General features: G+C 44.1%; 23 protein-coding genes and 1 riboswitch. Of the genes, 12 read left to right on the top strand and 11 right to left on the bottom strand.

What is annotated here, in order from left to right; all coding sequences use genetic code 11:
* Position 1 precedes the first annotated feature (1 nt).
* The 3 genes from D3H55_RS11395 to D3H55_RS11385 all read left to right on the top strand — a co-directional run bounded on the left by D3H55_RS11395 (position 2) and on the right by D3H55_RS11385 (position 3,072).
* The gene (locus D3H55_RS11395) at positions 2-922 is read left to right on the top strand and encodes a fumarylacetoacetate hydrolase family protein (protein WP_119547042.1); all 921 of its coding nucleotides are present in this window, start codon (positions 2-4) and stop codon (positions 920-922) included.
* Complete coding sequence (locus tag D3H55_RS11390) at positions 916-2,070, top strand: homogentisate 1,2-dioxygenase (RefSeq protein ID WP_205685478.1); 1,155 nt, start codon at positions 916-918, stop codon at positions 2,068-2,070. The genes D3H55_RS11395 and D3H55_RS11390 overlap by 7 nt, the downstream gene beginning before the upstream one ends.
* 111 nt (positions 2,071-2,181) lie before the next feature.
* Complete coding sequence (locus tag D3H55_RS11385) at positions 2,182-3,072, top strand: DUF4097 family beta strand repeat-containing protein (RefSeq protein WP_119547040.1); 891 nt, start codon at positions 2,182-2,184, stop codon at positions 3,070-3,072.
* Positions 3,073-3,430: 358 nt separating this feature from the next.
* On the opposite strand, the gene D3H55_RS11380 is transcribed toward D3H55_RS11385, so the two are convergent.
* Genes D3H55_RS11380 through tenA form a run of 4 tightly spaced genes read right to left on the bottom strand, consistent with a single transcriptional unit; the run spans position 3,431 to position 6,627 of the window.
* Positions 3,431-4,435 (bottom strand): ABC transporter substrate-binding protein, encoded by a 1,005-nt coding sequence (locus D3H55_RS11380; RefSeq protein WP_119547039.1) that lies wholly within the window; start codon positions 4,433-4,435, stop codon positions 3,431-3,433.
* Positions 4,432-5,184 (bottom strand): ABC transporter permease, encoded by a 753-nt coding sequence (locus D3H55_RS11375; RefSeq protein WP_119547038.1) that lies wholly within the window; start codon positions 5,182-5,184, stop codon positions 4,432-4,434. Before D3H55_RS11375 ends, D3H55_RS11380 begins: the two co-directional genes overlap by 4 nt.
* Positions 5,181-5,960, bottom strand: coding sequence for an ABC transporter ATP-binding protein (locus D3H55_RS11370; RefSeq protein WP_119547037.1), 780 nt, complete (start codon positions 5,958-5,960; stop codon positions 5,181-5,183). Before D3H55_RS11370 ends, D3H55_RS11375 begins: the two co-directional genes overlap by 4 nt.
* Positions 5,953-6,627: a thiaminase II gene (tenA, locus tag D3H55_RS11365; protein WP_119547036.1), complete on the bottom strand. Its 675-nt coding sequence runs from the start codon at positions 6,625-6,627 to the stop codon at positions 5,953-5,955. Before tenA ends, D3H55_RS11370 begins: the two co-directional genes overlap by 8 nt.
* A gap of 160 nt (positions 6,628-6,787) precedes the next feature.
* Positions 6,788-6,892, bottom strand: a riboswitch (TPP riboswitch).
* Positions 6,893-7,041: 149 nt separating this feature from the next.
* Between tenA and D3H55_RS11360 the strand changes: the two genes are divergently transcribed.
* Both D3H55_RS11360 and D3H55_RS11355 read left to right on the top strand, forming a co-directional pair.
* Positions 7,042-8,325 carry a homoserine dehydrogenase gene (locus D3H55_RS11360; protein WP_119547035.1) on the top strand — a complete coding sequence of 428 codons (1,284 nt, stop codon included), beginning with the start codon at positions 7,042-7,044 and terminating at the stop codon, positions 8,323-8,325.
* Positions 8,326-8,547: 222 nt separating this feature from the next.
* Positions 8,548-9,318 (top strand): DeoR/GlpR family DNA-binding transcription regulator, encoded by a 771-nt coding sequence (locus tag D3H55_RS11355; protein ID WP_119547034.1) that lies wholly within the window; start codon positions 8,548-8,550, stop codon positions 9,316-9,318.
* A gap of 68 nt (positions 9,319-9,386) precedes the next feature.
* Here the strand turns inward: D3H55_RS11355 and D3H55_RS11350 are convergent, their stop codons facing one another.
* On the bottom strand, positions 9,387-9,686 hold the full coding sequence (locus D3H55_RS11350; RefSeq protein ID WP_119547033.1) for an AbrB/MazE/SpoVT family DNA-binding domain-containing protein: 300 nt from the start codon (positions 9,684-9,686) through the stop codon (positions 9,387-9,389).
* A 154-nt stretch (positions 9,687-9,840) separates the two neighbouring features.
* Between D3H55_RS11350 and D3H55_RS11345 the strand changes: the two genes are divergently transcribed.
* Both D3H55_RS11345 and D3H55_RS11340 read left to right on the top strand, forming a co-directional pair.
* Positions 9,841-11,124, top strand: a complete 1,284-nt coding sequence (locus D3H55_RS11345; RefSeq protein ID WP_119547032.1) for an ATP-binding protein — start codon at positions 9,841-9,843, stop codon at positions 11,122-11,124.
* A 66-nt stretch (positions 11,125-11,190) separates the two neighbouring features.
* Positions 11,191-12,312 (top strand): DEAD/DEAH box helicase, encoded by a 1,122-nt coding sequence (locus D3H55_RS11340; RefSeq protein WP_119547031.1) that lies wholly within the window; start codon positions 11,191-11,193, stop codon positions 12,310-12,312.
* A 161-nt stretch (positions 12,313-12,473) separates the two neighbouring features.
* Here the strand turns inward: D3H55_RS11340 and D3H55_RS11335 are convergent, their stop codons facing one another.
* Positions 12,474-12,620: a lmo0937 family membrane protein gene (locus D3H55_RS11335; RefSeq protein ID WP_119547030.1), complete on the bottom strand. Its 147-nt coding sequence runs from the start codon at positions 12,618-12,620 to the stop codon at positions 12,474-12,476.
* 116 nt (positions 12,621-12,736) lie between these two features.
* Positions 12,737-12,922 carry a CsbD family protein gene (locus tag D3H55_RS11330; RefSeq protein ID WP_119547029.1) on the bottom strand — a complete coding sequence of 62 codons (186 nt, stop codon included), beginning with the start codon at positions 12,920-12,922 and terminating at the stop codon, positions 12,737-12,739.
* A gap of 203 nt (positions 12,923-13,125) precedes the next feature.
* Here D3H55_RS11330 and cls point away from each other — a divergent pair, with 203 nt between their 5' ends.
* On the top strand, positions 13,126-14,631 hold the full coding sequence (gene cls / locus D3H55_RS11325; RefSeq protein WP_119547028.1) for a cardiolipin synthase: 1,506 nt from the start codon (positions 13,126-13,128) through the stop codon (positions 14,629-14,631).
* A gap of 253 nt (positions 14,632-14,884) precedes the next feature.
* Here the strand turns inward: cls and D3H55_RS11320 are convergent, their stop codons facing one another.
* Positions 14,885-16,522 (bottom strand): amidohydrolase, encoded by a 1,638-nt coding sequence (locus tag D3H55_RS11320; RefSeq protein WP_119547027.1) that lies wholly within the window; start codon positions 16,520-16,522, stop codon positions 14,885-14,887.
* 264 nt (positions 16,523-16,786) lie between these two features.
* On the opposite strand from D3H55_RS11320, the gene D3H55_RS11315 reads away from it, so the two are divergent.
* A complete protein-coding gene (locus D3H55_RS11315; protein WP_119547026.1) occupies positions 16,787-17,236 on the top strand; it encodes a GNAT family N-acetyltransferase in 450 nt (149 codons plus the stop codon).
* 65 nt (positions 17,237-17,301) lie between these two features.
* Here D3H55_RS11315 and D3H55_RS11310 read toward each other — a convergent pair whose 3' ends face one another.
* From D3H55_RS11310 to D3H55_RS11300, 3 genes are all read right to left on the bottom strand, one after another.
* Positions 17,302-18,039, bottom strand: a complete 738-nt coding sequence (locus tag D3H55_RS11310) for a hypothetical protein (protein ID WP_119547025.1) — start codon at positions 18,037-18,039, stop codon at positions 17,302-17,304.
* A gap of 146 nt (positions 18,040-18,185) precedes the next feature.
* Positions 18,186-19,742, bottom strand: a complete 1,557-nt coding sequence (locus D3H55_RS11305; RefSeq protein ID WP_119547024.1) for an ABC-F family ATP-binding cassette domain-containing protein — start codon at positions 19,740-19,742, stop codon at positions 18,186-18,188.
* Between the two features lie 149 nt (positions 19,743-19,891).
* The gene (locus tag D3H55_RS11300) at positions 19,892-20,128 is read right to left on the bottom strand and encodes a protein YuzH (protein ID WP_119547023.1); all 237 of its coding nucleotides are present in this window, start codon (positions 20,126-20,128) and stop codon (positions 19,892-19,894) included.
* Between the two features lie 140 nt (positions 20,129-20,268).
* Here D3H55_RS11300 and D3H55_RS11295 point away from each other — a divergent pair, with 140 nt between their 5' ends.
* From D3H55_RS11295 to D3H55_RS11285, 3 genes are all read left to right on the top strand, one after another.
* Entirely contained in the window at positions 20,269-20,970 is a 702-nt protein-coding gene (locus tag D3H55_RS11295; RefSeq protein ID WP_119547022.1) for a YqjF family protein, read from the top strand.
* Positions 20,971-21,143: 173 nt separating this feature from the next.
* A complete protein-coding gene (locus D3H55_RS11290; RefSeq protein WP_119547021.1) occupies positions 21,144-22,739 on the top strand; it encodes a GGDEF domain-containing protein in 1,596 nt (531 codons plus the stop codon).
* Between the two features lie 117 nt (positions 22,740-22,856).
* Positions 22,857-23,192, top strand: coding sequence for a hypothetical protein (locus tag D3H55_RS11285; RefSeq protein WP_119547020.1), 336 nt, complete (start codon positions 22,857-22,859; stop codon positions 23,190-23,192).
* The last annotated feature ends 247 nt before the right edge of the window (positions 23,193-23,439 follow it).

The following is a 23,439-nucleotide window of genomic DNA, read 5'->3' as shown; positions in this document are numbered from 1 at the left end:
CATGAAGTTCATTACTTATCAAGACCAGGCAGGAAAAGTCAGGCTGGGTTACCTGCAGGATGAAAACACAGTAGTGGATGTGCATGAAGCAAGCGGAGGGTCCCTGCCGGATAACATCCTTTCCTTTTTAGAAAATAGTGCTGAAAATATGAGGGTTTTGAGCGGGATGACTGCTGGAAGTGAAGGCACCCATTCCATTAAAGATATATCAATCAAGGCGCCGATTCCACGCCCAGTCAGTGTCAGGGATTTTTACGCATTCGAAGAACATGTCAAAACAGCCAGGAGAAATCGCGGGCTGGATGTTGTACCAGAATGGTATGAAATGCCGGTGTTTTATTTTACCAATCATCTTGCTGTGAAAGGCGACGGCGATACCATCCAGAGGCCGGCCGGCTGCATGTGGCTGGATTTTGAATTGGAGATTGCCTGTGTCATCGGCAAGGAAGGCCGGAACATCAGTAAAGAAAAGGCTGATGAGTACATATTCGGCTATTGTATCATGAATGATTGGAGCGCCAGGGATTTGCAGCGGGAAGAAATGAAAGTGGGATTAGGACCGGCGAAAGGAAAAGATTTCGCTACATCCATCGGCCCTTATATTGTAACGAAGGATGAACTGGAAACTTACCGTGATGGAGACCGCTACAATCTGGAGATGACGGCGAAAGTAAATGGGCGTGAGCTTTCAAAGGGGAATTTCAAAAGTATCCATTATACATTTGCTGAAATGATAGAGAGGGCATCAGCCGATGTAACATTATATCCCGGTGAAGTCATCGGTTCAGGAACGGTTGGTACAGGTTGTATCCTTGAGCTTGGAACGGATGTCCACCGCTGGCTGGAGCAGGGTGACACTGTCGAACTGGAGATTACCGGATTAGGAAAGTTGAGAAATGAGATCAGGGAAGGAGGATTTTAATGTATTACCGCACATTGGGGAAAATCCCGCATAAACGACATACGATGTTCAAAAAAGAGGATGGAAGCCTTTTTCGTGAGCAGGTGATGGGGACGAAAGGATTTTCGGGAACACAATCCATCTTGTATCATCACCATATGCCGACAGAAGTGGCAAAAGCTGAACTGATCGGGCCTTATCTCCCTGAGTATGAGGAAAATCAGGAGCTTAAGCACCGGCATCTGCTGACGGATAATGTTTCTAAATCAGGCGATGCTCTAAAAGGAAGGGAATACTTGCTTGGGAATGATGACTTATTGATCGGCACGGTCCTCGTTACGGAAAAAATGAATAATTACTACCGCAATGGTGACGGCGATGAAATGCTCTACATCCACCGTGGAAAAGGAACCATGGAAACCATGTTCGGAACCTTGACATACCGTCCAGGGGATTATGTTGTCATTCCGATCGGCACCATCTATCGAGTCATCCCTGAAGAAGATACGAAAATCCTGTTTGTGGAGTCCTTCAGCCAAATCACTACGCCAAGGCGGTACCGTAATGAGTATGGACAGCTCCTGGAGCACAGCCCATTTTGTGAACGTGATATCCGCGGGCCGGAAAAGCTTGAGACACACAGCGAAAAAGGGGAGTTCGAAGTCATTACCAAATCAAGAGGCTTGCTGAATTCCCATGTGTTGAACCATCACCCGCTTGATGTTGTGGGCTGGGACGGATACCTTTATCCTTGGGTATTCAATATTGAAGATTTTGAGCCGATTACAGGGCGTGTCCATCAGCCGCCTCCGGTCCATCAGACTTTCGAGGGACACAACTTTGTCGTATGTTCTTTTGTGCCGCGCCTGTATGATTATCATCCTGAATCCATTCCGGCACCCTATTACCATAGCAACGTAAACAGCGACGAACTTCTCTATTATGTAGAAGGGAACTTCATGAGCCGAAAGGGGATCAGTGAAGGGTCGATCACACTTCATCCAAGCGGGATCCCTCATGGACCTCACCCAGGTACAACGGAAAAAAGCATCGGTAAGAAAGAAACCTTAGAACTGGCCGTCATGATTGATACTTTCCGGCCTCTTAAAGTTGTAAAGAAAGCGCATGACGTTGAAGATGAGAAGTATATGTACACGTGGATGGAATAACCTTCACAAGGGGATGGGCGGAAACGGCCTGCCCCTTTTTTATTGTAAATAAAAGGGATAACAGGTCCGCTATTGAATAGTGTAAGTAAGAGAAATTTAAGGAGTGAAAAGATGCTGGGTTTAAAAAAGAAAACAGAAGAATTTTTTTGGAATAAGAGTTTAGAGGGACATGGGGTCGAGAGGTTGAACATTGATACCTCCTCAACCGAAATCATTGTTTCTGCAGATTCAGGCGAGGATATCAGCATCGAACTGAAAGGTGAGATAAGCAGCAAGCTGAGAGACAAAGTTCAGGTGGATGCCCTTATAAACGGGAATGCACTGGATGTGAAAGTGCGTGTGGAACGGAATGACAGCTTCAGTATGGGAATCGAAATCATCAAACTGGCACTTAGTGTCGGAGTGCCTCATAAGGTGTATGAAATGATTACAGCTGAAACTTCTTCCGGTGGAATTGTGGCAAAGAACTTGGAAGGGAAAGAAATTCATTTCAAAGCGAGCTCCGGAGAAGTGGAAGCATCCGGAATAAAGGCTCATAGCGAATTTAAAAGCAAAGCCAACAGCGGAAGTATTGAACTAAAGAAAATCGACGCTCCTTCAATCTATGCCAAGGCTAACAGCGGGACGCTCATACTCCAAAATCTGACTGCTGAAGAGATTGACGCCAAAGCATCCTCCGGAAATATCATTGCCAAGAAGTGGCGGGGGGATTTTAAGGCAAAAACCAATTCAGGGGAAATCGATCTCCACTCCCCTGAGTTAACTGGGAATATAGATGCGGAAGCCTCGAGCGGGGACGTAATGCTCTACTTCGATAAAAAGCCGGAATCCTTTAAATTGGATTTTACAGGTAATTCGGGGGAAGCCGATCTTGAAATGGATGGCTTACAGTACCAGGAGAGGGGCGATCATCGTGTTGTGGCAGAAGAAGGCGAAGGAAAATACACCATTTCGGTAAAAACTTCCTCAGGGGATTTTAGTTTTAGTTCAAAGCGGGTTTAGAAGAGCAAAACAAGGTCTTAGCATTTGTTCGGGATTTAGGCAAAGGGGAAAAGTCGTTTAAGAGCCGGTCAGGATCCAAAAAGGCTAAGGTTTCAAAGGGGAAAGGCACGTAGCAAGGCCATAGAGTCCAAGATAGATGAGAATCCCAAGAGAAAAGTCGCCTAAGAGCCGGTCAGGATCCTATTCATAAAGATATTCCTGAAAAAGCTGTGTAGAAATCTTCGCTAATATTAGGTAGGAACACCAGGACGGATTCCGGTATTCCCCATACAACAAAAAGGGACGCCACCGCTCCGGGGGTCCCTTTTTCATTATGAGTTAAGCACGGCTCAACAGCTTTTACCTTCTTCCAATATGCCTATCCTGTAATGTCTACGAATAATTCTTCAGGTTCTATCTTTTTCTCTATCAGTCTGGTTTCTTCAAGCCAGTCCATTGTTTCCTGCCAGGACTCACTGCTTTGGCTGCCAAATTCCTGATCTTCCGAATCCATTTTTGGCAGGAGGACTTCCAAGCTTGCTTTTTCCACTTCTCCTATAAGCGGGAAGTTGGCTTCATCCTGGTTCTTCATTAAGATTTGAAGGGCTTCTTCCGGATTTTCCTTCATGAATTTGTAACCTCTGGCAGCAGCATTCCAGAATGCCCTGATATTCTCTTCTTTTTCATTCCATGTTTCATCATTTGTAACCAGAACCAGTTCGTAAAAGTCAGGAACTCCGTACTCTACGGGATTGAAATGCCGGGTTTGATAGCCTTCATGCGCCAGAACGGGAACTTCATGATTGATGAAGGCGCCGATCACAGCATCCGTCCTTTCGCTGACGATGGACGAGCCGAGATCAAAACCCACATCAATCATTTTCACCTTGTCAGGGTCACCGCCATCTCCCTTCACCATTGTTTCCAATAGAGCTTCATTTAGCGGGATCCCGGGATATCCGACTTTCTTCCCTTCCAGATCCTTTGGCGACCTGATGGGACTGTCTTCTGGAAATACTACGTGGTTCAAAGGGGAGCGTACAATCGCGGCAACAGACTTAACCTGAATGCCTTCATTGATCCTCGCAGTGATGACATCCGGCTGGTAGGAGATGCCCAGATCAATTTTTCCAGCTGCTGAGAGATTGATCGGATCAGTAGGATTTGCCGGAAATTTGATTTCTATATCAAGCCCTTCATCTTCAAAGTAACCTTTTTCTTGTGCTGCATAAAGATAGCTATGTACCGCGTTGGGGTACCAATCAAGCATGATCGTCATCTTTTCCAATTCCTTCTGGTCAGTTGCTGAAGCATCTTCTTGTTGTGAGCAGCCGCCCATAAAGATCAAGAACAAACTAAGTGTAAACAATAGTGTTTTTCTCATAAAGATTTCCTCCATTTTAACATTGTTTTTTCAAGCCAATTTACAAACAGAAACAACAAAATCCCTGCGATGGATAAAAGGACAATCGGTGCGAAGACGGCGGCACCATTGAATTGTGTCATCATCCTGCGGCTGAAGTACCCAAGTCCGGCTTCTGCCCCAAGCCATTCACTGATGGCAGCACCTATCACGCTCAAGGTGACGGCAACCTTCAACCCTGAGAAAAAGTAGGGAAGCGCAGAAGGAATGCTCAACTCACGAAAAATATGCCTCTTGCGGGCACCCATCGTCAGCATCAGTTCCTTTAACTCCTTATTGACTGACCGGAGTCCGTCAAATGTACTTACTGTGATGGGAAAGAATGTGATAAGAATTGTGACTGCAACCTTGCTCCAGATGGAATAGCCGAACCAAAGGACGAATATCGGCGCCAGGGCAATAATGGGAATGGTCTGTGAAGCTATCAAAATCGGATAAAAGGTTTTTTCTATAGACTTGCTGAAATTCATTGCCACGGCAAGGGAAACTCCCAGAATGATAGAAAGTGCCAGACCGAAAAATATTGTCAGAAGAGTTGCCGGTAAGTGTGTGCCAAGCAAAACCCACTTGAGCTCCCATAATTCTGCCAGGATACCGCCGGGAGCCGGCAGAATGAACGGCTTATTGTATAAGGCTGCGCCGATCTGCCAGATAACCAGTAAAGAAAGGATCATCAGGCTGGAAGCAATATAATATCTCCTATCTCTCATCGGAAAGAGGCTGACTTTCTTAATTCCGAAATCAATTCAGTCTTAATGGTTTGTATGTCTGCATCTGTTAAGTCATCGAACTTTCTGGGCCGGGGAAGCGGGACCATTATTTCTTTTACGGAGGCTATCGGCATTTGGCTGAACATCAAAATACGGTCAGATAGGAATAATGCTTCTTCCACATCATGAGTGATGAATAAAATGGTTTTTCCATTCCTTGTCCACTGCTCCAGCAGCCATTCCTGCATGGAAAGCCGTGTGATGGCATCCAATGCACTGAATGGTTCATCCAGCACCAGGAGATTGCAGCCGCTTATTACAGCCCTTAAAAAAGAAACCCTCTGCCGCATTCCGCCCGATAAATTATGTGGATATCTGTCTTCATACCCTTCCAGGCCAAACTCTTTCAGCAGGCCGCGGACTTTTTCTGCTGCGCGTTCTGTCTTGTATCCCTGAAGCTGGAGGGGGAGGACTGCATTCTCCAGTACAGTTCGCCATGGCATTAACAGATCCTGCTGCGGCATATAGCCGACAAGGCCCAGCCGGTCAGCTGCTGTTTTTCCTTCGAAATGAATCCTTCCTTCCCCTGGTTGCTCCAAACCTGTAATCAGCCGGAACAGCGTGCTTTTTCCCGAACCGCTCGGACCTACAATCGAAACGAACTCTCCCGGTTCAATAGACAGAGACAGTTTATCAAGTACTAGGACTGGGTGAGGAATCTTGTCTTCTGTATAAGAAAATGAAATGGATTCCAGTTCAAGCATTGGCCTATTCATTTGCCGGCCACATCTCTTCTTTGTAGGCCATGTCCCAAAACATATACTCGAAACGGCTCGTGTTCAGAAAAATCTCTTCCAGGCTGTTTAATTCTTCATCACTTTTTCCAACCACTGATTCATCTAGTAAATCAATCAGCCAAATGGAAAGTGAGCCAAATTCATCGGATGAATACATGGACACCCATTCACCATATAATTCATGCCCGGCAGCTCCTTGGATGTTGTTTAATTCTTTGCCGATCTCCCAATAACTCCACATACAGGGAAGAAGGGCGCAAATCAATTCTGCAAGAGTTCCATTTTCAGAAACATGAAGCATGTAGTGGGTATAAGCCAATGTAACAGAAGAAGGTTTTGCGTTTTCCAATTCCCCTGATGAAATTCCGAATCTCTCAGCGTACTGCCTGTGGAGGGACATCTCCACATTCAGCGTAGAATCAAGCATTTGAGCGAACTTGCCCATTGTCCTTGTATCCTTCGCTTTGACTGCACCCAGAGCGAAAAGCTTAGAGAAATCCATTAAATAAACATAATCCTGAACCATGTAGAACCGAAATTTATTCTGTTCCAATGTTCCATGTCCGATTCCCTGGACAAAAGGATGCTGATGATTTTTCTCCCAAATCGGCTTTGCTTTTTCAAATAAACGGTCACTGAATTGCATAGTCCATCCTCCTTTAATCAGTTTGATTTTCTTCTGACTTCCAATCGTAAATTCATTCATTTACAACAAAAAAACCACTTTCATGAGAGAAAGTGGCCAGGTGCAATTTTATATGTAAAGAGAAATACAGGCAGTAGAAATCTACTGTCTGTCATTTGCATACAAATGTCCGCCACTTCCCTTCGCTAGTATTACCTAGATCAGGTAGTCAGGGTTAAGACATCTAAATGTCTCTCTCAGCATAAACGCACCCCTAGTGTTGTGAAAAATATGAAATTACCTTACATTACATATCTATCATACAATCAATCTTTCTGCAACTTGAAAAATAAATTAAGTTTTTGCAGGAATACGAGAAAACATGCTGAATACATTTTTAAAATATCAAAAAGGAAACTGAACGGAGGCTGTTAATTGGAAAACATATCAATAGGGTTATTAGGACTGGGTACAGTGGGCTCAGGGGTTGTAAAGGTGATCCGGAACCATCAGGATAAATTGGTACATGGAGTCGGATGTACCGTTCACATTAGAAAGATACTTGTGAAGGACCCTGCCAAGGAGAGAAGTGTAGAAGTGGACCCTGCGATGGTGACAGTAAATCCCTCTGAAATCATTGAGGACCCATCCATTGATATCATCGTGGAAGTCATGGGGGGGATAGAGGAGACTCGTACGCTTTTACTGAAGGCACTTGAAAATAAAAAACATGTAATAACAGCAAATAAAGACCTGATGGCACTATACGGTCATGATCTTTTGAAAGCAGCCTCTGAAAATGGATGCGACTTATTCTATGAAGCAAGTGTTGCCGGTGGGATACCGATTCTCAGGAGTGTAGTCGATGGATTTGCTTCCGACCGTATCCAAAGAATCATCGGGATCGTTAACGGAACTACCAATTATATTCTCACCAAGATGAGCGATGAAGGGATGTCTTATTCGGAGGCATTAAAGGAAGCACAGGAACTGGGGTATGCTGAAGCAGATCCGGAAGCGGATGTTGAAGGAACGGATGCAGCCAGGAAAATGGCAATCCTGTCCACCCTGGGATTTTCTATGAATGTAGGACTTAGTGATGTCAGATGTAAAGGGATCTCAGGAATATCCCAAGAGGATATAGAGTATGGGCAGCAGCTTGGATATACGATGAAGCTCATCGGAACAGCTGAAAGAGACAATGACAGCATTGATGTTACTGTCCAGCCTGCCCTCGTTTCGGTTTCTCATCCACTTGCTGCCGTGAAAAATGAGAATAATGCGGTGTATGTCTATGGTGATGCAGTAGGTGAAACGATGTTTTATGGGCCGGGCGCGGGAAGCCTCCCGACAGCGACTGCTGTGGTATCCGACCTTGTCGGTGTAATGAGGAATATGAGGCTTGGAGTTAACGGGCATAGTGCGGCATTTCCTCAGTTTGAAAAAAAAATGAAGACTGCGGAAGAGGTATTCAAGAAGTACTTCCTGAGACTTGTGGTGGAAGATGAAGTCGGAGCGCTTGCAGAAATCACAGCATTACTTTCAACAGAGGGAATCAGTGTCGAAAAGATCTGGCAGAACCCCAAAAGAGGAAGTGTGTCAGAGATTATCCTTGTTACCCATAAGGTTTCAGAGAAGAGCTTTGAACAAACACTTGTCAAATTGAATGACAGCAGGGTGGTCAGTCGGGTGGGGAGTTCATTTAGAATTGAAATATAATCCTGGAAAACCAGTACTGCATGCTGGTTTTTTTGCTGGTCACATGAGGGTGTTCCAAAAGGGACAAAAACAGGATAAGGTCTTTTTAGTGAGATGATCATCTGAGCGATACATTAATCATCATTGAAAGCACCATAAAGGGAACAATCATGAAACGGATAATTGACAAAACAAGAAAAAAACAGCAATAATGTGAGGTAAGATGAGGAAAGGGTGGGAGAAATGTTCTCTGAAGAAAGAAGGAAAAGAATCCTTGAAATCCTTGAAAAAAAGGGAAGGGTCTTCGTGAAAGAGATGGCTGAGCACTTTGATGTTTCAATCGATTCCATTCGCAGGGACTTATCGATCATGGAGGGTGAACAGTTATTGAAAAGGACTCATGGCGGCGCCATTCCCCTGCCCGCTGTAAGGACGGCACCAAAAAATAATGAGGAACGTTTTGGAGAGAGCCTGCCTTGCCAAAAACAGATAGCCGAGAAGGCAGCAGCCTATATCAATCCTGACCAGACTGTGTTCATTGGCGGGACATCCATCCATTTTGCCATGCTCCCCTACATCCCGATGGACTTTTCTTTTACTGTCGTGACAAATTCTATAGAAATTGCCTATCAGCTGAGGAAATTTGAAAACATTCATACATATGTGATCGGCGGGAAAATGAAAGCTTCGGGAAATATCACAGATCCGCTTGCTGCCCAGTTCGCCGAACGCTTTCATTATGATCTCTGTTTTGCAGCAGGCGGCGGACTGACAACAAGAGGATTAAGTACTGCCGCTCCGGAAACAGCGCTGTTCCATGAAAAGGTGTATGATAATTCCCGCCGGATCATCACGCTTATCGAGCATACAAAAGTAGGGGTAGAATTATTCACAAGCATGTACCCTCTCAGGAAACTGGATATCATATTAACGGATGATGGAACTACAGAAGCTCAAATAGATGAGTTAGAAGCTCATGGAGTTAAGGTTATCAAAGTCCCCAAAAGTTTATAAGTATGATTCTTTAAGTGAAGAGAAAACTGTCTTCACTTTTTTGTTTTGCCGTACATTTTCAAACCAGCTTATATGACCTTCAGAATAAAACATTTGTCCTGTTCATCGACAAACAGGCAGAATTCTTGATGTGGCTGAATGCCGCTGATTTCACGGATTTCTTTAGGAATATGAATGGCGCCTTTTTCGGAGATATAACGTTTATTATTAGTGCTGTTTTGTTCAGGTTTCTTAATGACAATGGAATCCTGATCATAGCAGATTTCTGCCTGCCTTCCTGGAATCAGCCCGAACTGCTGCCGCCATTGATTTGGAAGCGTGACGTTTCCAGTTTTGCTGAAATCCCTGCATCTGTACTTTCTCCACATCGTATTTTCACCTCACTTATTGTCTTAAATAACCTTCCGCGGGCAGAATGAAACGTTCAAAAAGAAGGACAAGAATCAAGCGGATAACATAAATTGGGTGAACTGAGGTAATATAGAAGTATAAAATCACCTGAAATGACAGAGGAAGTTGACTATGGAAGAATCAAGAAAAATAGCAGGGAAAATTGCGATTGTTTATGTAATAATTGGAGCATTGTGGGTCATCTTTTCTGACAGACTTTCACTGGCGCTGGCCCATAATGATATGAGGGTTTTCATGTTTTTTCAGCAGTATAAAGGCTGGTTCTTCATCTTGATGACGGGCATTGTCATATATGCCCTCATTTATAAGCGGGCATCGAAATTGGTCGATTCGGCTGAAAGGTTAAGAAGTAAAGAAAACCAGCTTCAAAAAAGCAATCAGCATTATCAGTCCTTATTTAACAATAATCCCGATGCTGTCTTCGAAATTACTCGGGACGGGAACCTGGTCGCACTGAATCCTGAAGGAGAAAATATCATTGGATACACTCTCAAAGAGCTTAAAGGGCAGCCTTTAAACTTTCTGATTCATGATGAAAATAAGGAAGACGTTGGGCGGATGTTCAACAATACGCTTGATGGCATACCTGAAAAGTTTGAAATGAAAATACTCAGCAAGACGAAAAAGGAGCGGCTGCTGCGCTGTTCGCTTGTTCCCATAATAGTTGATGAAAAAATCATCGGGGTCTTCGGGATAGGAAGGGATATAACTCACTACCGGGAAAACGAAGAGATGATGATCGCTTCGGAAAAATTGTCGGTTATCGGACAACTGGCAGCAGCGGTTGCCCATGAAATCCGCAACCCATTGACCTCTTTAAAAGGATTCGTTCAACTAATGCAGATAACGAAGAGAGCGGAGGATGAACATCTTTCTGTCATGCTGTCGGAAATTGAACGAATCAATCTCATTTCAGGGGAAATGCTCATTCTGGGTAAACAGCAGGACATTGAGTTCGGCAGAGAGGAAGTGAATGACATCATCAGACAGGTTTTGGTTCTGATGGAGGCACAGGCCAATTTGGATAATGTTAAAATAGAATTTTTACCTGATGCTGAAAAGCTGTATGTCAACGCAGATCAAAATCAGCTGAAACAGGTATTTATCAACTTGATCAAGAATGCGGTTGAAGCAATCGAGGAAACGGGAGTAGCAAGGGTGGAAACGAAAAAGGATCTCAACCGTGTGCTGGTCAATATTGAAGACAACGGAGTAGGAATGGATCAGGAATGGATAGACCGCCTGGGTGAGCCGTTTTATTCTACAAAGGAAAAGGGGACTGGGCTTGGGCTGGCAGTATGCCAGAAGATCATTGAACGCCACCAGGGGGAAATCACATTTGAAAGTAAAAAGGGCAGGGGTACCACAGTCACAATATCTTTGCCATTAGCATGATGTTTTTTCTTTTGAACTTCGTGTAAAATGAACTACAGCATCTTTAATAGAGAGAGGAACTAATAAATGGATTATCTATCAAAGCTAGAACCTTTTTTGAAGGACGCATGGAATAACGCTGGATTCACCGAGTTAACCGAGGTTCAGCAAAAAGCGATTCCTGAAATACTGGAAGGCAAGAATATTGTCTGCGAATCCCCTACAGGAACAGGGAAAACTTTGGCTTATCTTCTGCCAATCCTTAACGGCATTGATGAAAAGAGAATGCAGGCGCAAAGCTTGATACTCGCTCCTTCCCATGAACTGGTCATGCAAATCCATCAGGAAATCCAGAAGTGGACGAAGGGAACGGGGATTAACAGCATAGCACTGATTGGCGGAGCCAATGTGAAGAACCAAATAGAGAAACTAAAAAAGAAACCGAAAATAGTGGTCGGGACAACTGGCCGCATAATGGAATTAATTAAAATGAAGAAGCTTAAAATGCATGAAATCAAAACCATCGTTGTAGATGAATTTGATCTAATGATCGGTAACGAACATATCAATAATATCCGCCAGATCGTCAAGTCTACGACTGCTGACAGACAGCTTCTTTTCTTTTCTGCAACACTTTCTGATGTGACGGATCAGGTGGCCTCTGAACTGATGGAGACCTATGATGTCATCCGTATTAACGAAGGGGTCGTTTCATCAGCAAAGGTTGAACACGGTTATCTGTTATCAGAACAGAGGGATAAGATAGAAGTGCTTCGGAAACTATCGAACGTAAAAGACATAAAAGCCCTGGTCTTCTTTAATAATCTTGAAAAGTTATCAGAAGTGGAAGAAAAGCTGAAGTATCAAAAGGCTTCCCTTGAAGTGCTGGCAGGAGAATCCGGTAAAATGGAGCGAAAGCACTCACTGGATCGATTCAGGGCAGGGAAAGTACCAATGCTCCTGACCACTGATGTTGCAGCAAGGGGCCTTGATATCACGGGTGTGACCCACGTCGTTCACTTTGAATTTCCGACAGATTCGAAACAATATATCCACCGCTCCGGAAGGACTGGACGGATGGGTGCCTACGGAACAATTATTTCCATCGTGACCAAAAGAGAAGAAAGTTTCCTGGAGAAAATGGCAGAAGAACTAAAGCTTAAAGTATCCAAGAAACGCCTCCATGGCGGAGAAATTGTAGAAGGATAGAAGAGTTTATTTGCAGGTGAGTATGGGGTAGTTGGCCGCCTCGTGTATGAATGAAGAGTTTATTTGCAGGAGAGTCGAGGTTAGCTGGCGAACTTAGGTATGAATAAAGAATTTATTTTGCAAAAAGGCCGGATTGATCAGCTGTTCAATCCGGCCCTTCTTTATCGTTTGCCCCTGTTTACAATAAGCTTGTACACGAGGACAATGACTGCGATAACTAGAAGAATGTGGATGATGCCGCCGGCAATTTTGAATACCAGTCCCAGTATCCATAGCACAATCAGAATTCCTATTATTGTCCAAAGCATTTTTTAGCCTCCTCTGCAGAGATATTTATACGTTTCCCCTCATATATTCATTTTATGAGAAATTTTAAGCACTCTGAATTTCTCAGAGTGCTGTTCTCAAGGGTATAGGGTTTTTTCTAGCGGCGGTGATCATCCTTTGCTTCACCAATAGCTTTGTGAACATTACCTTCACCCTTATCCATCATGCCTTCTCGCTGCAGCTCATGGTTATCGGCTGCACGGCCCGTTTGCTTTTTGACTTCCCCTTCGGCCTTCTTTGCTGCACCTTTCAACTTATCTTTCATGCCGTTATCTTTACTCATTATAAATCATCCTTTCGTGCGTAATAGTATTCTTTTTCCTTATTTATGAATAGTTAAACTATGAATAAGGTTAGCGGATAAATAAAATAGGGAATACAAATAAAACTTTCACATGTAACATAAATATATTTACTCAGCTTATGAACTGGAAAATGTGAAACAATAGGATAGGGAGCATTTCAGAAACGTGAGGGATTGGTCATATGAAAAGAAGGCTGGAATTTTTATTTGTCATTATTTTGATTGCGTGTGTTTATATCTTTCTTTATACGGGATTTCCTGCATACATAAAAGCAGGTGCTGCTTCGGTTTATATTCTGATCATCCTGATTACCGTATTCTCGCTCCTGCTTGAAAACAGGTCTGCACAGCACACATTGCTTTGGATATACGTATTGGTGTGTTTTCCGGTCTTCGGGTATTTCTTTTACTTATATTCAGGACAGTTATATTTAAAAGGTTATCTATTCAAGAATAAACGCAAGAACGACCGTGAAGAGTGGCAAAGGCTCCTCAAGAATGAAAACACCCCTGACTTATCCTTCCTGCAGGATAATCAAAGAAGTTTTGCGAGCTTTGCCAATAAGGTGGCGTGGTCGCCGATCAGCACTTCATCCACTACAAAAATCTTAAAGAATGGCGATGAAACGTTCAGTGCAATCAAAGAAAAATTAAAGACTGCACAACATTATATCCATATGGAATATTATATTTTCCGGTCGGACCGCCTTGGCAAGGAAATCATCAGTATCCTGATCGAAAAGGCAAAGGCTGGTGTTGAAGTTCTGTTTATTTTCGACGCAGTCGGCAGCATGCATCTGTCTTCTAAGGATATCCGCGCGATGCAGGAAGCAGGTGTGCAAGTACAGCCTTTCCTTCCATTGAAGTACGGATTCTTCAATCAGAAGTTCAATTTCCGGAACCACAGGAAAATCATTGTCATAGACGGGGTGGCCGGTTTTGTCGGCGGATTGAACGTAGGGGTTGAATACTTAGGACAGGACGAGAAATTCGGTTTCTGGCGTGATACACATATGATGCTTGAAGGCGGAGCAGTATTCACGCTTCATACTGTATTCCTGCTTGATTGGGAATATGTCTCCGGGGATATGATCCTGGAAAAGTATCAGGAACATCCTGAAATTCCTTCTGAAGACCTGGACGGAGCTGTCCAGGTCGTTGCGAGCGGCCCGGATACACAGCTTGGGATCATGAGTGACTTATATTATTCACTTATTTCATCCGCAACAAAATCCATCTGGATTGCAACACCTTATTTCGTGCCGACTGAATCCATAAGGACAGCACTGCGAGTCGCAGCTTCAAGAGGTGTTGAAGTCAGGATAATGGTTCCCGAGACCAATGACGGGTTCCTGACCCAATATGCAACCAGGTCCTACTTCTCGGAGCTGATCCGCTGCGGAGTCGAAATATACTCTTATAAAAAAGGATTCATGCACCAGAAAATTATTATCGTTGACGGTAATCTTGCGTCTGTCGGAACAGCGAACATGGATATGCGGAGCTTTCATTTGAATTTCGAAGTCAATGTCTTCCTGCTGGGGAACAGCTCTATCCGGGATCTTTCTGCCCACTATGAGGAAGATATGAAGGACAGTGTCAGGGTACGTCCAGTGGAATATTATAAAAGGGGAGTCATTGTCAGGGCGAAGGAATCTTTCGCAAGATTATTCTCCGGGGTTCTATAAGAAAGGTTGTTTTCGCCTATATTGTTGCTTTCGGTACAAAGGTTTTAATCCCGAAAAAGAACGAGCAGCTCTTTTCTTTCCTGCTCACAGGGGTGTTACGACGATTTACCAGGATATTAGTTGAAATTCATAGTGAATAGCAACAAAGTTTACGATAAGAGCCATAAGAAAAAAGCTCAGAAACGGTACCGGTCCCCTGAAAGTCAGAATGGTATATCTGACTTTCAGGGGAAGCACCAAATCTGTGCTTTTTTCATTTAGTAAAGAGCGCAAAATTTTCATGCTTAAAGACAATCTTGCCGTCCATTATGGTCAGAAGGACTTTTGCATCCTTAATTTCAGCGGTGCTGCGCTCAAACAGGTTGCGGTCGAGAATGATGATGTCGGCTTTTTTACCAACTTCAAGAGTCCCAAGGTCCTTCTCGCGGAAGTTGCCGTATGCTGGAGATTTCGTGTAATGAATCAAGGCTTGCGCCAGGCTTAATTTATGCTGGGGATTCCAGCCGCCATCTGGTGTGCCGTCCTCGTGCATCCGGGTTACTGCCCTGTATATTCCAAGCATGGGGTTCAGATCGACGATTGGATAGTCGCTTCCAAATACAAGTTGTGCGCCATGTTTTTCTAAAACCCCGAGGGGCCAGGTGAAATTGATCCTCTCAGGTCCCAATCGATCATGATATTCATGGGTTTCCAAGGAACTCGAAGCCAAATGCTCGGGCTGCATGGAAGGAAGGACGCCCAGCTTTGAAAATCTGGGAATGTCGGCAGGATGAATGACTTCTATATGCTCAATGGCATGGCGTGAATCTCTTTTGCCATTTATCGTCTGTGCATGCTCAAAGGCATCAAGTCCCAGCCTTACTGCTGCATCTCCGCAGGCATGGAGCCTGATTCTGTACCCTTGTCCATCCGCTTCTTCAATCCATTTGAAGTATGTTTCCCTGGAGTAAATTGTCCCGCCCTTTGTTGATGGCCTGTCTGTATATGGCTCCAATAGGAAACCTGTATAAGTGAGAGGGACTCCATCAATGAACTGTTTAAGTCCGGAGAATTGAAGTTTATCCGAATTGAAGTGTTCGTAATACGATATACCCTCCAAGTTTCCATCGAGCGGAACCATGAAATGGATGCGGACAGTCAATCTGTCTTCCTTATCATATTTCTGGTATTCTTCCAGATCGCCGAGTGTGAAGCCCGGCAACGGAAGCATGTCTCCCACGGATGTAATTCCGCATTTACCGGCTTTTTTCATAAAGGCATTCATTAAACGCGCCTTCTTACCGGGGGGGAGTTCAAAAGCACTGACCGCGAGTCCCACAGCTGTTTCGTAAAGGAAGCCGGTAGGTATACCTGCACTGTCTTTCTCGATCTTCCCAAACTCAGGCTCGACAGTATTTTCATCTATCCCGAGTATTTCCAATGCTTTTGTGTTAAGCCATGCACTGTGAGCTTCCTCGTTCAGAAGGAATACCGGCCTGTCTGGAATGAGCCTGTCCAGCGTATGTCTGGTGGGCAGTCTTTGGCCTGGCCATCTGACATGGTGCCAGCCAAATCCGAGTACCCAGGGGTCGCCGGGATTCTCATCGGCAAAGCGGGCAATCTTTTCAGCCGCTTCTTCTTCACTGCTGCATGAGGTCAGTGAAGCGTACTCCTGAAACATCGCTCCCAGCCACAAGTGAACATGAAAATCATGAAATCCCGGAAGCACAAGCTTTCCAAATGCTGAGATTTCCTTTGTGTGAGAGCTTTTATATTGTTCAATTTCCTTTTCTGATCCGATGGCGATTATTTTACCGTCCTTGACAGCGAGCGCACCATCAATTGTTCCATGGGTGTTTGCTGTAAAAATTGCATCACTTTTGATAATCAAATCAGCACTTTGTCTCTTCAAAACACATTTCTCCTTTGAATTTTGAGAAAATTATGGTAATCATCTATAAACAATGTTACTATAAAATCTTTAATAATGGTCTTTTTTTACTTTACTGCTAATTAAGGGCGGAGGGGATCTGCTTTTTATAAGGGCCACTGTTTACATCCTGCATGAAGACTCTCAGGGAAACTAGGGTATCCATCTTGTAAAAGGGAGCTGGAGAATGAATATCAGCGGCTATACAACAATAAAATTGAATGAATCCAAGAAGGAGGGACTGCAATGAAAGTGGTCAAAGCTGGAATCGAATATTTGGACCTTGTTTCGGATGTATTCAATCAGTATAGAATTTTCTATAATCAGGAAAATAATATCGAGAGCTGCCGTGCTTTCTTAAAAGAAAGGATGGAGAATGAGGAATCTGTCATCTTTCTCGCTTTAGAGGAGGGAGAAGGAAGTCTGAAACCACTGGGGTTCACCCAGCTGTACCCTATCTTTTCATCCGTTTCACTGAAAAGGCACTGGCTTTTGAATGATTTATTCGTCACAGAGGAAGCCAGAAGGAGGGGAGCAGGGGAGTGCTTGCTTAACAGCGCAAAGCAGCTGGCAGAGGAAACTGGCGCAAAAGGGCTGACCCTTGAAACCAGCCACGATAACTTTAAAGCACAGAAGCTTTATGAGAAGTTCGGTTTCAAGAAGCATACAGAGTTCCATTATACTTACGGGTTGTAAAAGCGATATAGACAAATAGAAAGGGCCGGAAACACATCTCTGTTTTCCGGCCTTTCCCTTTCTCTTCATCCTGATGACCTTTCCGTTTCCCCGAATTCGACTGCTTTATCGATCGCTTTGAACGGCTTTCCGTTATTATTAGTGATTTCATAAACCGATTTTCCTTTTTGCCACTGAATGACCGTCTCCGGTGAATCTGAAAATCCATTGATACTGATCATTCCACGGTCTTCAGGAGCAGGAAGATAGTGGGATTCAAGATACTCCACCACCTCTTTGGCAAGTTCGACTCCCTCGGGATATGGCTCATATGCATATTGGGAATCAGTAGGGAAGTCCATCTGGATAAGCCAACGCCCCTCATTCCATGAAATATATTGGTGTCCGGTGGCTCCTTCGACAAGTGCTTGGATGGAATGGCCTAGGTCAGTGTTGGTCTGCTCTACTTCCCGGTAGTTCTCGATAGCTTGAGCTGCTCTGTCCTCACTTTCATAATCGGTTTGCTCTATTCCCTCTGGAAGGCCTGCGGATGGCTCATCACTTTGTGAAGATGGCTCATTGCTATTATCTTCAGAGCCGGTCTCGTTTTCATCCCCAGCTGATTGATCATTGGTACTTTCCTGAGAGTTATCAGGAGATTCAGTTACTTCCTCAGAAGCGGAGGTATTATCATTGCTATCTTCAGATCTGGTGGTTTCTTGAACTGATTCTGAATCATCATTCTGGTTACCCTCACTATTGCAGCCCGCAGCGATCAGGCTGAAAGATAATAAAAAGGCTGTTCCTGCTGGTTTGAATTTCATCCTATCCCTCCATTTAATATGTTTATTGAACTTTTCCCTTTATGACAGTCAATAATCATTTCTGTCAATACAAAAAAGCTCCAGGGGAGGGATGCAGAGAGAATTCCGCTGCATCCTGACGATCCTGAAGCCCTTCTTTCTAATCTTTAAAAAACTTTTGTGGTCCACGATTCACAGTTCCAAAGGTCAGTCGCGATGTCCTGATAGAATTCAGGCTCATGGGAGATGAGAAGGATGCTTCCTTTGTATTCCTGTAATGCTCGTTTGAGTTCGGCTTTTGCCTCTGCGTCCAAATGGTTGGTCGGCTCATCAAAGACCAATAGGTTCGTTTCCTTGTTGATCAGCTTGCATAATCTGACCTTGGCTTTTTCTCCTCCGCTCAGCACTTCGACCTTGCTTTCAATATGCTTGGTCATCAATCCGCATTTGGCAAGCGCTGCACGAACTTCATATTGTGTGAAGGAAGGGAAATCCGTCCAGACTTCCTCTATGCACGTATTATAATTGGCATTTTTGATTTCCTGCTCGAAATACCCGATGTGAAGATGTTCCCCAAGTTCAACTTCCCCCGAAACAGGTTTGATTTCTCCGAGAATGCTTCTGAGCAATGTTGTCTTTCCAATTCCGTTTGCTCCGTACAAGGCGATTTTCTGACCGCGTTCCATGCGCAAATTCAACGGCTTGGAAAGCGGTTCGTCGTACCCGATGACAAGGTCCTTGGCTTCAAAGATCAGCTTGCCGGATGTCCTGGCTTGTTTAAAGTGGAACTCGGGCTTGGGCTTTTCGCCTGCCAGCTCGATGATATCCATTTTGTCCAGTTTCTTTTGGCGGGACATGGCCATATTCCGAGTGGATACCCTGGCTTTGTTCCTTGCAACAAAGTCTTTCAGCTCTGAGATTTCCTGCTGTTGTCTCTTGTAAGCTGATTCGAGCTGCTGGCGTTTCATTTCATAAACCTTTTGGAAATCATCATAATCTCCGGCATAGCGGTTAAGTTCTTGATTTTCCATATGATAGATGAGATTGATCACACTGTTAAGGAAAGGGATATCATGCGAAATCAGGATGAACGCATTTTCATATTCCTGCAGATATCTCTTCAGCCAGACGATATGCTGCTCATCGAGATAGTTGGTCGGCTCATCCAATAAAAGGATATCAGGCTTCTCGAGAAGCAGCTTTGCAAGCAGGACTTTGGTTCTCTGCCCGCCGCTGAGATCCTGGACTTCGCGTTCAAGGCCGATCTCATCGAGCCCCAGCCCTCTGGCGATTTCCTCCACTTTTGCATCAATTATATAAAAATCGTTATTCGTGAGTGCGTCCTGCAGTGTGCCTGTCTCATCCAGCAGCTTTTCAAGTTCTTCAGGTGAAGCGTCTCCCATCTTTCCGAACAGCTCGTTCATTTCTGTTTCCATATCAAATAGATATTGAAAGGCAGTTTTCAAGACATCCCTGATTGTCATTCCTCTCTCGAGGGAAGTATGCTGATCAAGGTAACCGACGCGTACTCGTTTTGCCCACTCAACTTTTCCTTCATCCGGCTCAAGTTTGCGGGTAATGATATTCATGAAGGTGGATTTTCCTTCCCCGTTTGCCCCGATCAGGCCGATATGTTCCCCTTTCAGCAAACGAAAGGATACATCATTGAATATGGCTCTGTCGCCAAAGCCATGGCTTAGATTCTTAACTGTTAATATACTCATATAAACTGCACCTTTTCTATTGTTTTCTTACTATCTCCTCATATTATAAAGGTGTTAAAAGCAGATGGATAGGGGTGGAAAAATTTAATTGGGGGATGAGTGAGCATGCCTGGCACAAAAAGGGAAGCTGTTCCAGGCACTCAACCGATTCAGCCGCGGCTCCGCCGGTTGATGTACTCTCTTTCTGAGCCAAGGTCCCTGTTAAGAAGCAGCTCCATTTCTTCAAGGTCCCTGCGTCCAACAATGGGGTCGTGAGTCGACCAGTAGACATTGTATACAAAATAGTAATCCTTGATCCTCCTGAAAAGGACCGTGGAGTTCGGGAAGCGGTCAAAGCTTGCTTTGATATTGTATCTCCTGGAATAGCTCCATTTATTGAGTTTCAAATCCGCCGCCCCCTTCTCACTGTTGATTACTTTATTCCCGGAAGGACATCGGATGCAAACGTAACAATGCGTCAGGACCGTTTGGCCATGCAGTTATATGTGTAAATTAAAGAGAGACAGGAAGTGAAGGAGGAAGCATGATGAATGAAGCAGGCAGGGGCTGGCTGTTGAAGCAGACATGGGAACATCTATTGTTCCTCCACTGGGAAGTGCCCGCTGATGTTCTTGAAGATAAGATTCCCCGCGAACTGGAACTTGACACTTTTCAAGGGAGTGCGTGGGTAGGGATTGTACCATTTGCCGTTAACCACATGCGCGGGCGTGGGCTGCCTGAAATCCCTTTTGCCAGATCTTATCTTGAGTGCAATGTCCGCACTTACGTTACTTATAAAGGTGATCCCGGTGTTTATTTTTTCAGCCTTGATGCAAACCATCTCCCTGTCACAGCCGGCGCACGTAAATTCTTTCACCTGCCCTATTATCAGGCAGAAATGAAAATGGCGGCCGAAAAAGGCAGCATCCATTTCAGCACCAGGAGGATTCAAAAAGGAACAAACGCTGAAAGTTTGTGGATTGAGTATACACCCGGGGCACCTCTGCCTGAGAAGAAGAATCCGCTGACCAACTGGCTGACGGAACGCTATTGTTTGTGGACAGTGAAGGATGGAGAGGTATATAAGGGAGAAATTGCCCATGAAACCTGGAAGCTGCATGAGGCAGAATCAGTGATTCATGAACAATCGTTGTGGCAGGCAGGGATATCGAATAACCAAAACGTCCACCTTTGCTGCGCGCCAAAACAAACAGCTTTTCTTTGGCCTGTAAGAAGAATTGGACAATGAAGAGGCCGGTAGTTCTTATAGTCTGGTAAAAAAGTAACAAAAATAGTTTTGTTTTCACTTTAACAGGGTAAAGTGCACAATGAGCAGATGTGTTGCTATTGAAATGGATTTTCAGGAGAATAGCAGATGTTATCTAAATGCATTTGTTTGAATAAACGGAATAGGGCGATGACATGAAGAAACTTAATTACTTAAAGACTACACTGCTTGGTTTGACAGCTTTTTCTCTTCTGTTTCTTGGGTGGCTCGTCTATTTTGATGGAAACGTCCAGGCATATGGTGTAAGTATGCTGGCTGCCGCAGCCATAGTTTTTACCTTGATGCTTCAAATTCTTTCTTATAGAAAATCTGAGGGGCTGCAGCGCAAATTTTTAGGCTTGCTGGTAACTGGCACTTTTCTCTATGCGGCGGCTGAGTTGGTTTGGTTTTATGAAGAAAAGGTTAAGGAGAGTTTTGTCTCTGTTCCCCTCGGGAGCAACCTGCTTTACATACTCAATATATTAATGATAATAACCGCATTTTCGTTGTTGACTTTCGCTGTGAAAAATCGGTATCAAGTGATTTATTTTTCAATAGATATCCTGATCATATTTTTTACTATCACGACGATCTTGTGGGTATACTGGTTTCACCCGCTGTACATTCAAGCTGGAGTCGCTTATGGACTGGGCGTGACTTCTTTTATTTATCCGGCATTGGAACTGCTTTTGCTGTTTGCCTTATCTGCCACCATGTTCGTGAAGAAATATTTTTTCCCGCTGGCACCAATGCTGTTATTTGCTGCTTCCATCGGGTTATTTTTTATAGGGGACAGCTTCCACGTGATGGCGTTGTATTATGGCAGCTTTGAACCCAACAGCCTGCTGGAAGTGTTATGGAGTTCCGGTCTTATCCTGCAGGGAATTGCCTCTATTGAGCTGCTCAGGAAAAAAGCCCCTTTGAATACGGGAAGCAATTCCTTCAACTATGATGATGGAGCCTATCCAGCCCTCAGGAGCCTGGTCAATATCGGAAGCATCATCATCCTGTTCCTGATTGCAAGCTCAAGCATGGATATAGTGGCCGGCTCAGTTCTCCTGTTGATCATCATCCTGGTCTATTCAAGGCAGCTCTTGGCCGGTTCGCAGCTTAGGGATATCACCAAATCGTATCAGGATCTTGCCAGGGATTTGGAAAACCAAGTGAATAAGCGGACGGAGGAACTCAGGAAAAAGAACACAGAACTGGAGAAATCAACTTCACGTTTAAAGCACATGGCCCTTCATGACCAGTTGACGGACATTTGGAACCGGAGAGCATTGGAAGGCAGGTTGAAAACGTTATTTGAGGAATCGTTGGGAGATGAAGAGGTAAAGTTTGCTGTCATCTTTATTGATATTGATAAGTTCAAAGCCATTAATGACAGTCTGGGCCATTCATACGGGGATGAGCTGCTGATCCAATTCACCAAAAAGATCAAAATGGAGTTCCCATCGGATGCCTTCATTGCGAGGCGGTCCGGCGATGAATTTGTCGTGCTTCTTGAAGGAAGGCACTCAAAGGAAGACGTTGAAAGAATCATACAGAATTTCTTTGCTGCGAATGAAGAAGGCTATAGGGTTTTTGGAGAGGAGGTCAAAATCACTTTCAGTCTCGGGGCATCTTTCTTTCCTGACGACAGCCGCAATACAAATGAACTCCTTCAGGCAGCTGACATGGCAATGTATGCTGTCAAACAGCAGGGCAGGAATGATTATCAAATTAACCAGCGGAAACAATTTTCTGGATAGATTCGTGTATTAATAGTAAAATTAACAGCTATAACATAAATAGGTACAAAATAGTTAGTGCTTATTTTGGTCAAGAGGAATATAATGATACTAATACTTTTTGGAGGAGGATAACAGATGAATAGATTTCTGTTCTTAATCGGCTTCATGATATTCGCCATCCTCACAAACAGTATTGGATTCGGACATTATTCCGTAAATGCTGTTCAGGAAAGCACTTTAATGGATCATCACTTGACCGATCTTGCCCAGCCTGGAGATCATTACGATTCCGGCAAAAGCAAAGCCGTCGTCACTGAAACGCAGGTCCTGCTCATATTCCTGATCTTATGCCTGGCAATGGCCAGTAATCAGAATGCTTCTTTATCCAGAAGGCTGATTATGCTTATGCCGGTTTTTCATCAATCAAATTACGTGGATAGATCCCTTTTGAACAATCAAACAAACATTTGATTTCAAAAGGGGGGAAAGATATGTGGATTCGTTTTTTAATGATGGGAGTGTTCTCGTTCACTGCTTTGACGCTTTTATCTTATCAAGCTATCGAAATCTACCAGGCTTTCATTGACTTTTTCCACCAAAAATAATAAATTCACCAAAGGTGTAAAGAAGGAATTAATCTTTACACCTTTTTTAATTAAAAAGCGGAAGCGCCTTGATCAGTCCCGACAGGCATAAGACGAGCCGGCGGGAAGGTTGC

The organism is Bacillus salacetis (assembly GCF_003581585.1).
Taxonomy (GTDB): Bacteria; Bacillota; Bacilli; order Bacillales; family Bacillaceae_B; genus Rossellomorea; species Rossellomorea salacetis.
The sequence above is the reverse complement of the archived record's forward strand: the minus strand, read 5'-3'. Positions and strand labels throughout refer to the sequence as shown.

Excerpts from the sequence above, each read along its gene's own strand:
- D3H55_RS11340 (WP_119547031.1), top strand. The coding sequence starts at position 11,191 with ATGGATTATCTATCAAAGCTAGAACCTTTTTTGAAGGACGCATGGAAT.
- D3H55_RS11355 (WP_119547034.1), top strand. The coding sequence starts at position 8,548 with ATGTTCTCTGAAGAAAGAAGGAAAAGAATCCTTGAAATCCTTGAAAAA.
- cls (WP_119547028.1), top strand. The coding sequence starts at position 13,126 with ATGAAAAGAAGGCTGGAATTTTTATTTGTCATTATTTTGATTGCGTGT.
- D3H55_RS11370 (WP_119547037.1), bottom strand. The coding sequence starts at position 5,960 with ATGAATAGGCCAATGCTTGAACTGGAATCCATTTCATTTTCTTATACA.
- tenA (WP_119547036.1), bottom strand. The coding sequence starts at position 6,627 with ATGCAATTCAGTGACCGTTTATTTGAAAAAGCAAAGCCGATTTGGGAG.
- D3H55_RS11285 (WP_119547020.1), top strand. The coding sequence starts at position 22,857 with ATGAATAGATTTCTGTTCTTAATCGGCTTCATGATATTCGCCATCCTC.
- D3H55_RS11375 (WP_119547038.1), bottom strand. The coding sequence starts at position 5,184 with ATGAGAGATAGGAGATATTATATTGCTTCCAGCCTGATGATCCTTTCT.
- D3H55_RS11305 (WP_119547024.1), bottom strand. The coding sequence starts at position 19,742 with ATGAGTATATTAACAGTTAAGAATCTAAGCCATGGCTTTGGCGACAGA.
- D3H55_RS11345 (WP_119547032.1), top strand. The coding sequence starts at position 9,841 with ATGGAAGAATCAAGAAAAATAGCAGGGAAAATTGCGATTGTTTATGTA.
- D3H55_RS11395 (WP_119547042.1), top strand. The coding sequence starts at position 2 with ATGAAGTTCATTACTTATCAAGACCAGGCAGGAAAAGTCAGGCTGGGT.
- D3H55_RS11315 (WP_119547026.1), top strand. The coding sequence starts at position 16,787 with ATGAAAGTGGTCAAAGCTGGAATCGAATATTTGGACCTTGTTTCGGAT.
- D3H55_RS11330 (WP_119547029.1), bottom strand. The coding sequence starts at position 12,922 with ATGAGTAAAGATAACGGCATGAAAGATAAGTTGAAAGGTGCAGCAAAG.
- D3H55_RS11295 (WP_119547022.1), top strand. The coding sequence starts at position 20,269 with ATGAATGAAGCAGGCAGGGGCTGGCTGTTGAAGCAGACATGGGAACAT.
- D3H55_RS11290 (WP_119547021.1), top strand. The coding sequence starts at position 21,144 with ATGAAGAAACTTAATTACTTAAAGACTACACTGCTTGGTTTGACAGCT.
- D3H55_RS11335 (WP_119547030.1), bottom strand. The coding sequence starts at position 12,620 with ATGCTTTGGACAATAATAGGAATTCTGATTGTGCTATGGATACTGGGA.
- D3H55_RS11380 (WP_119547039.1), bottom strand. The coding sequence starts at position 4,435 with ATGAGAAAAACACTATTGTTTACACTTAGTTTGTTCTTGATCTTTATG.
- D3H55_RS11350 (WP_119547033.1), bottom strand. The coding sequence starts at position 9,686 with ATGTGGAGAAAGTACAGATGCAGGGATTTCAGCAAAACTGGAAACGTC.
- D3H55_RS11385 (WP_119547040.1), top strand. The coding sequence starts at position 2,182 with ATGCTGGGTTTAAAAAAGAAAACAGAAGAATTTTTTTGGAATAAGAGT.
- D3H55_RS11310 (WP_119547025.1), bottom strand. The coding sequence starts at position 18,039 with ATGAAATTCAAACCAGCAGGAACAGCCTTTTTATTATCTTTCAGCCTG.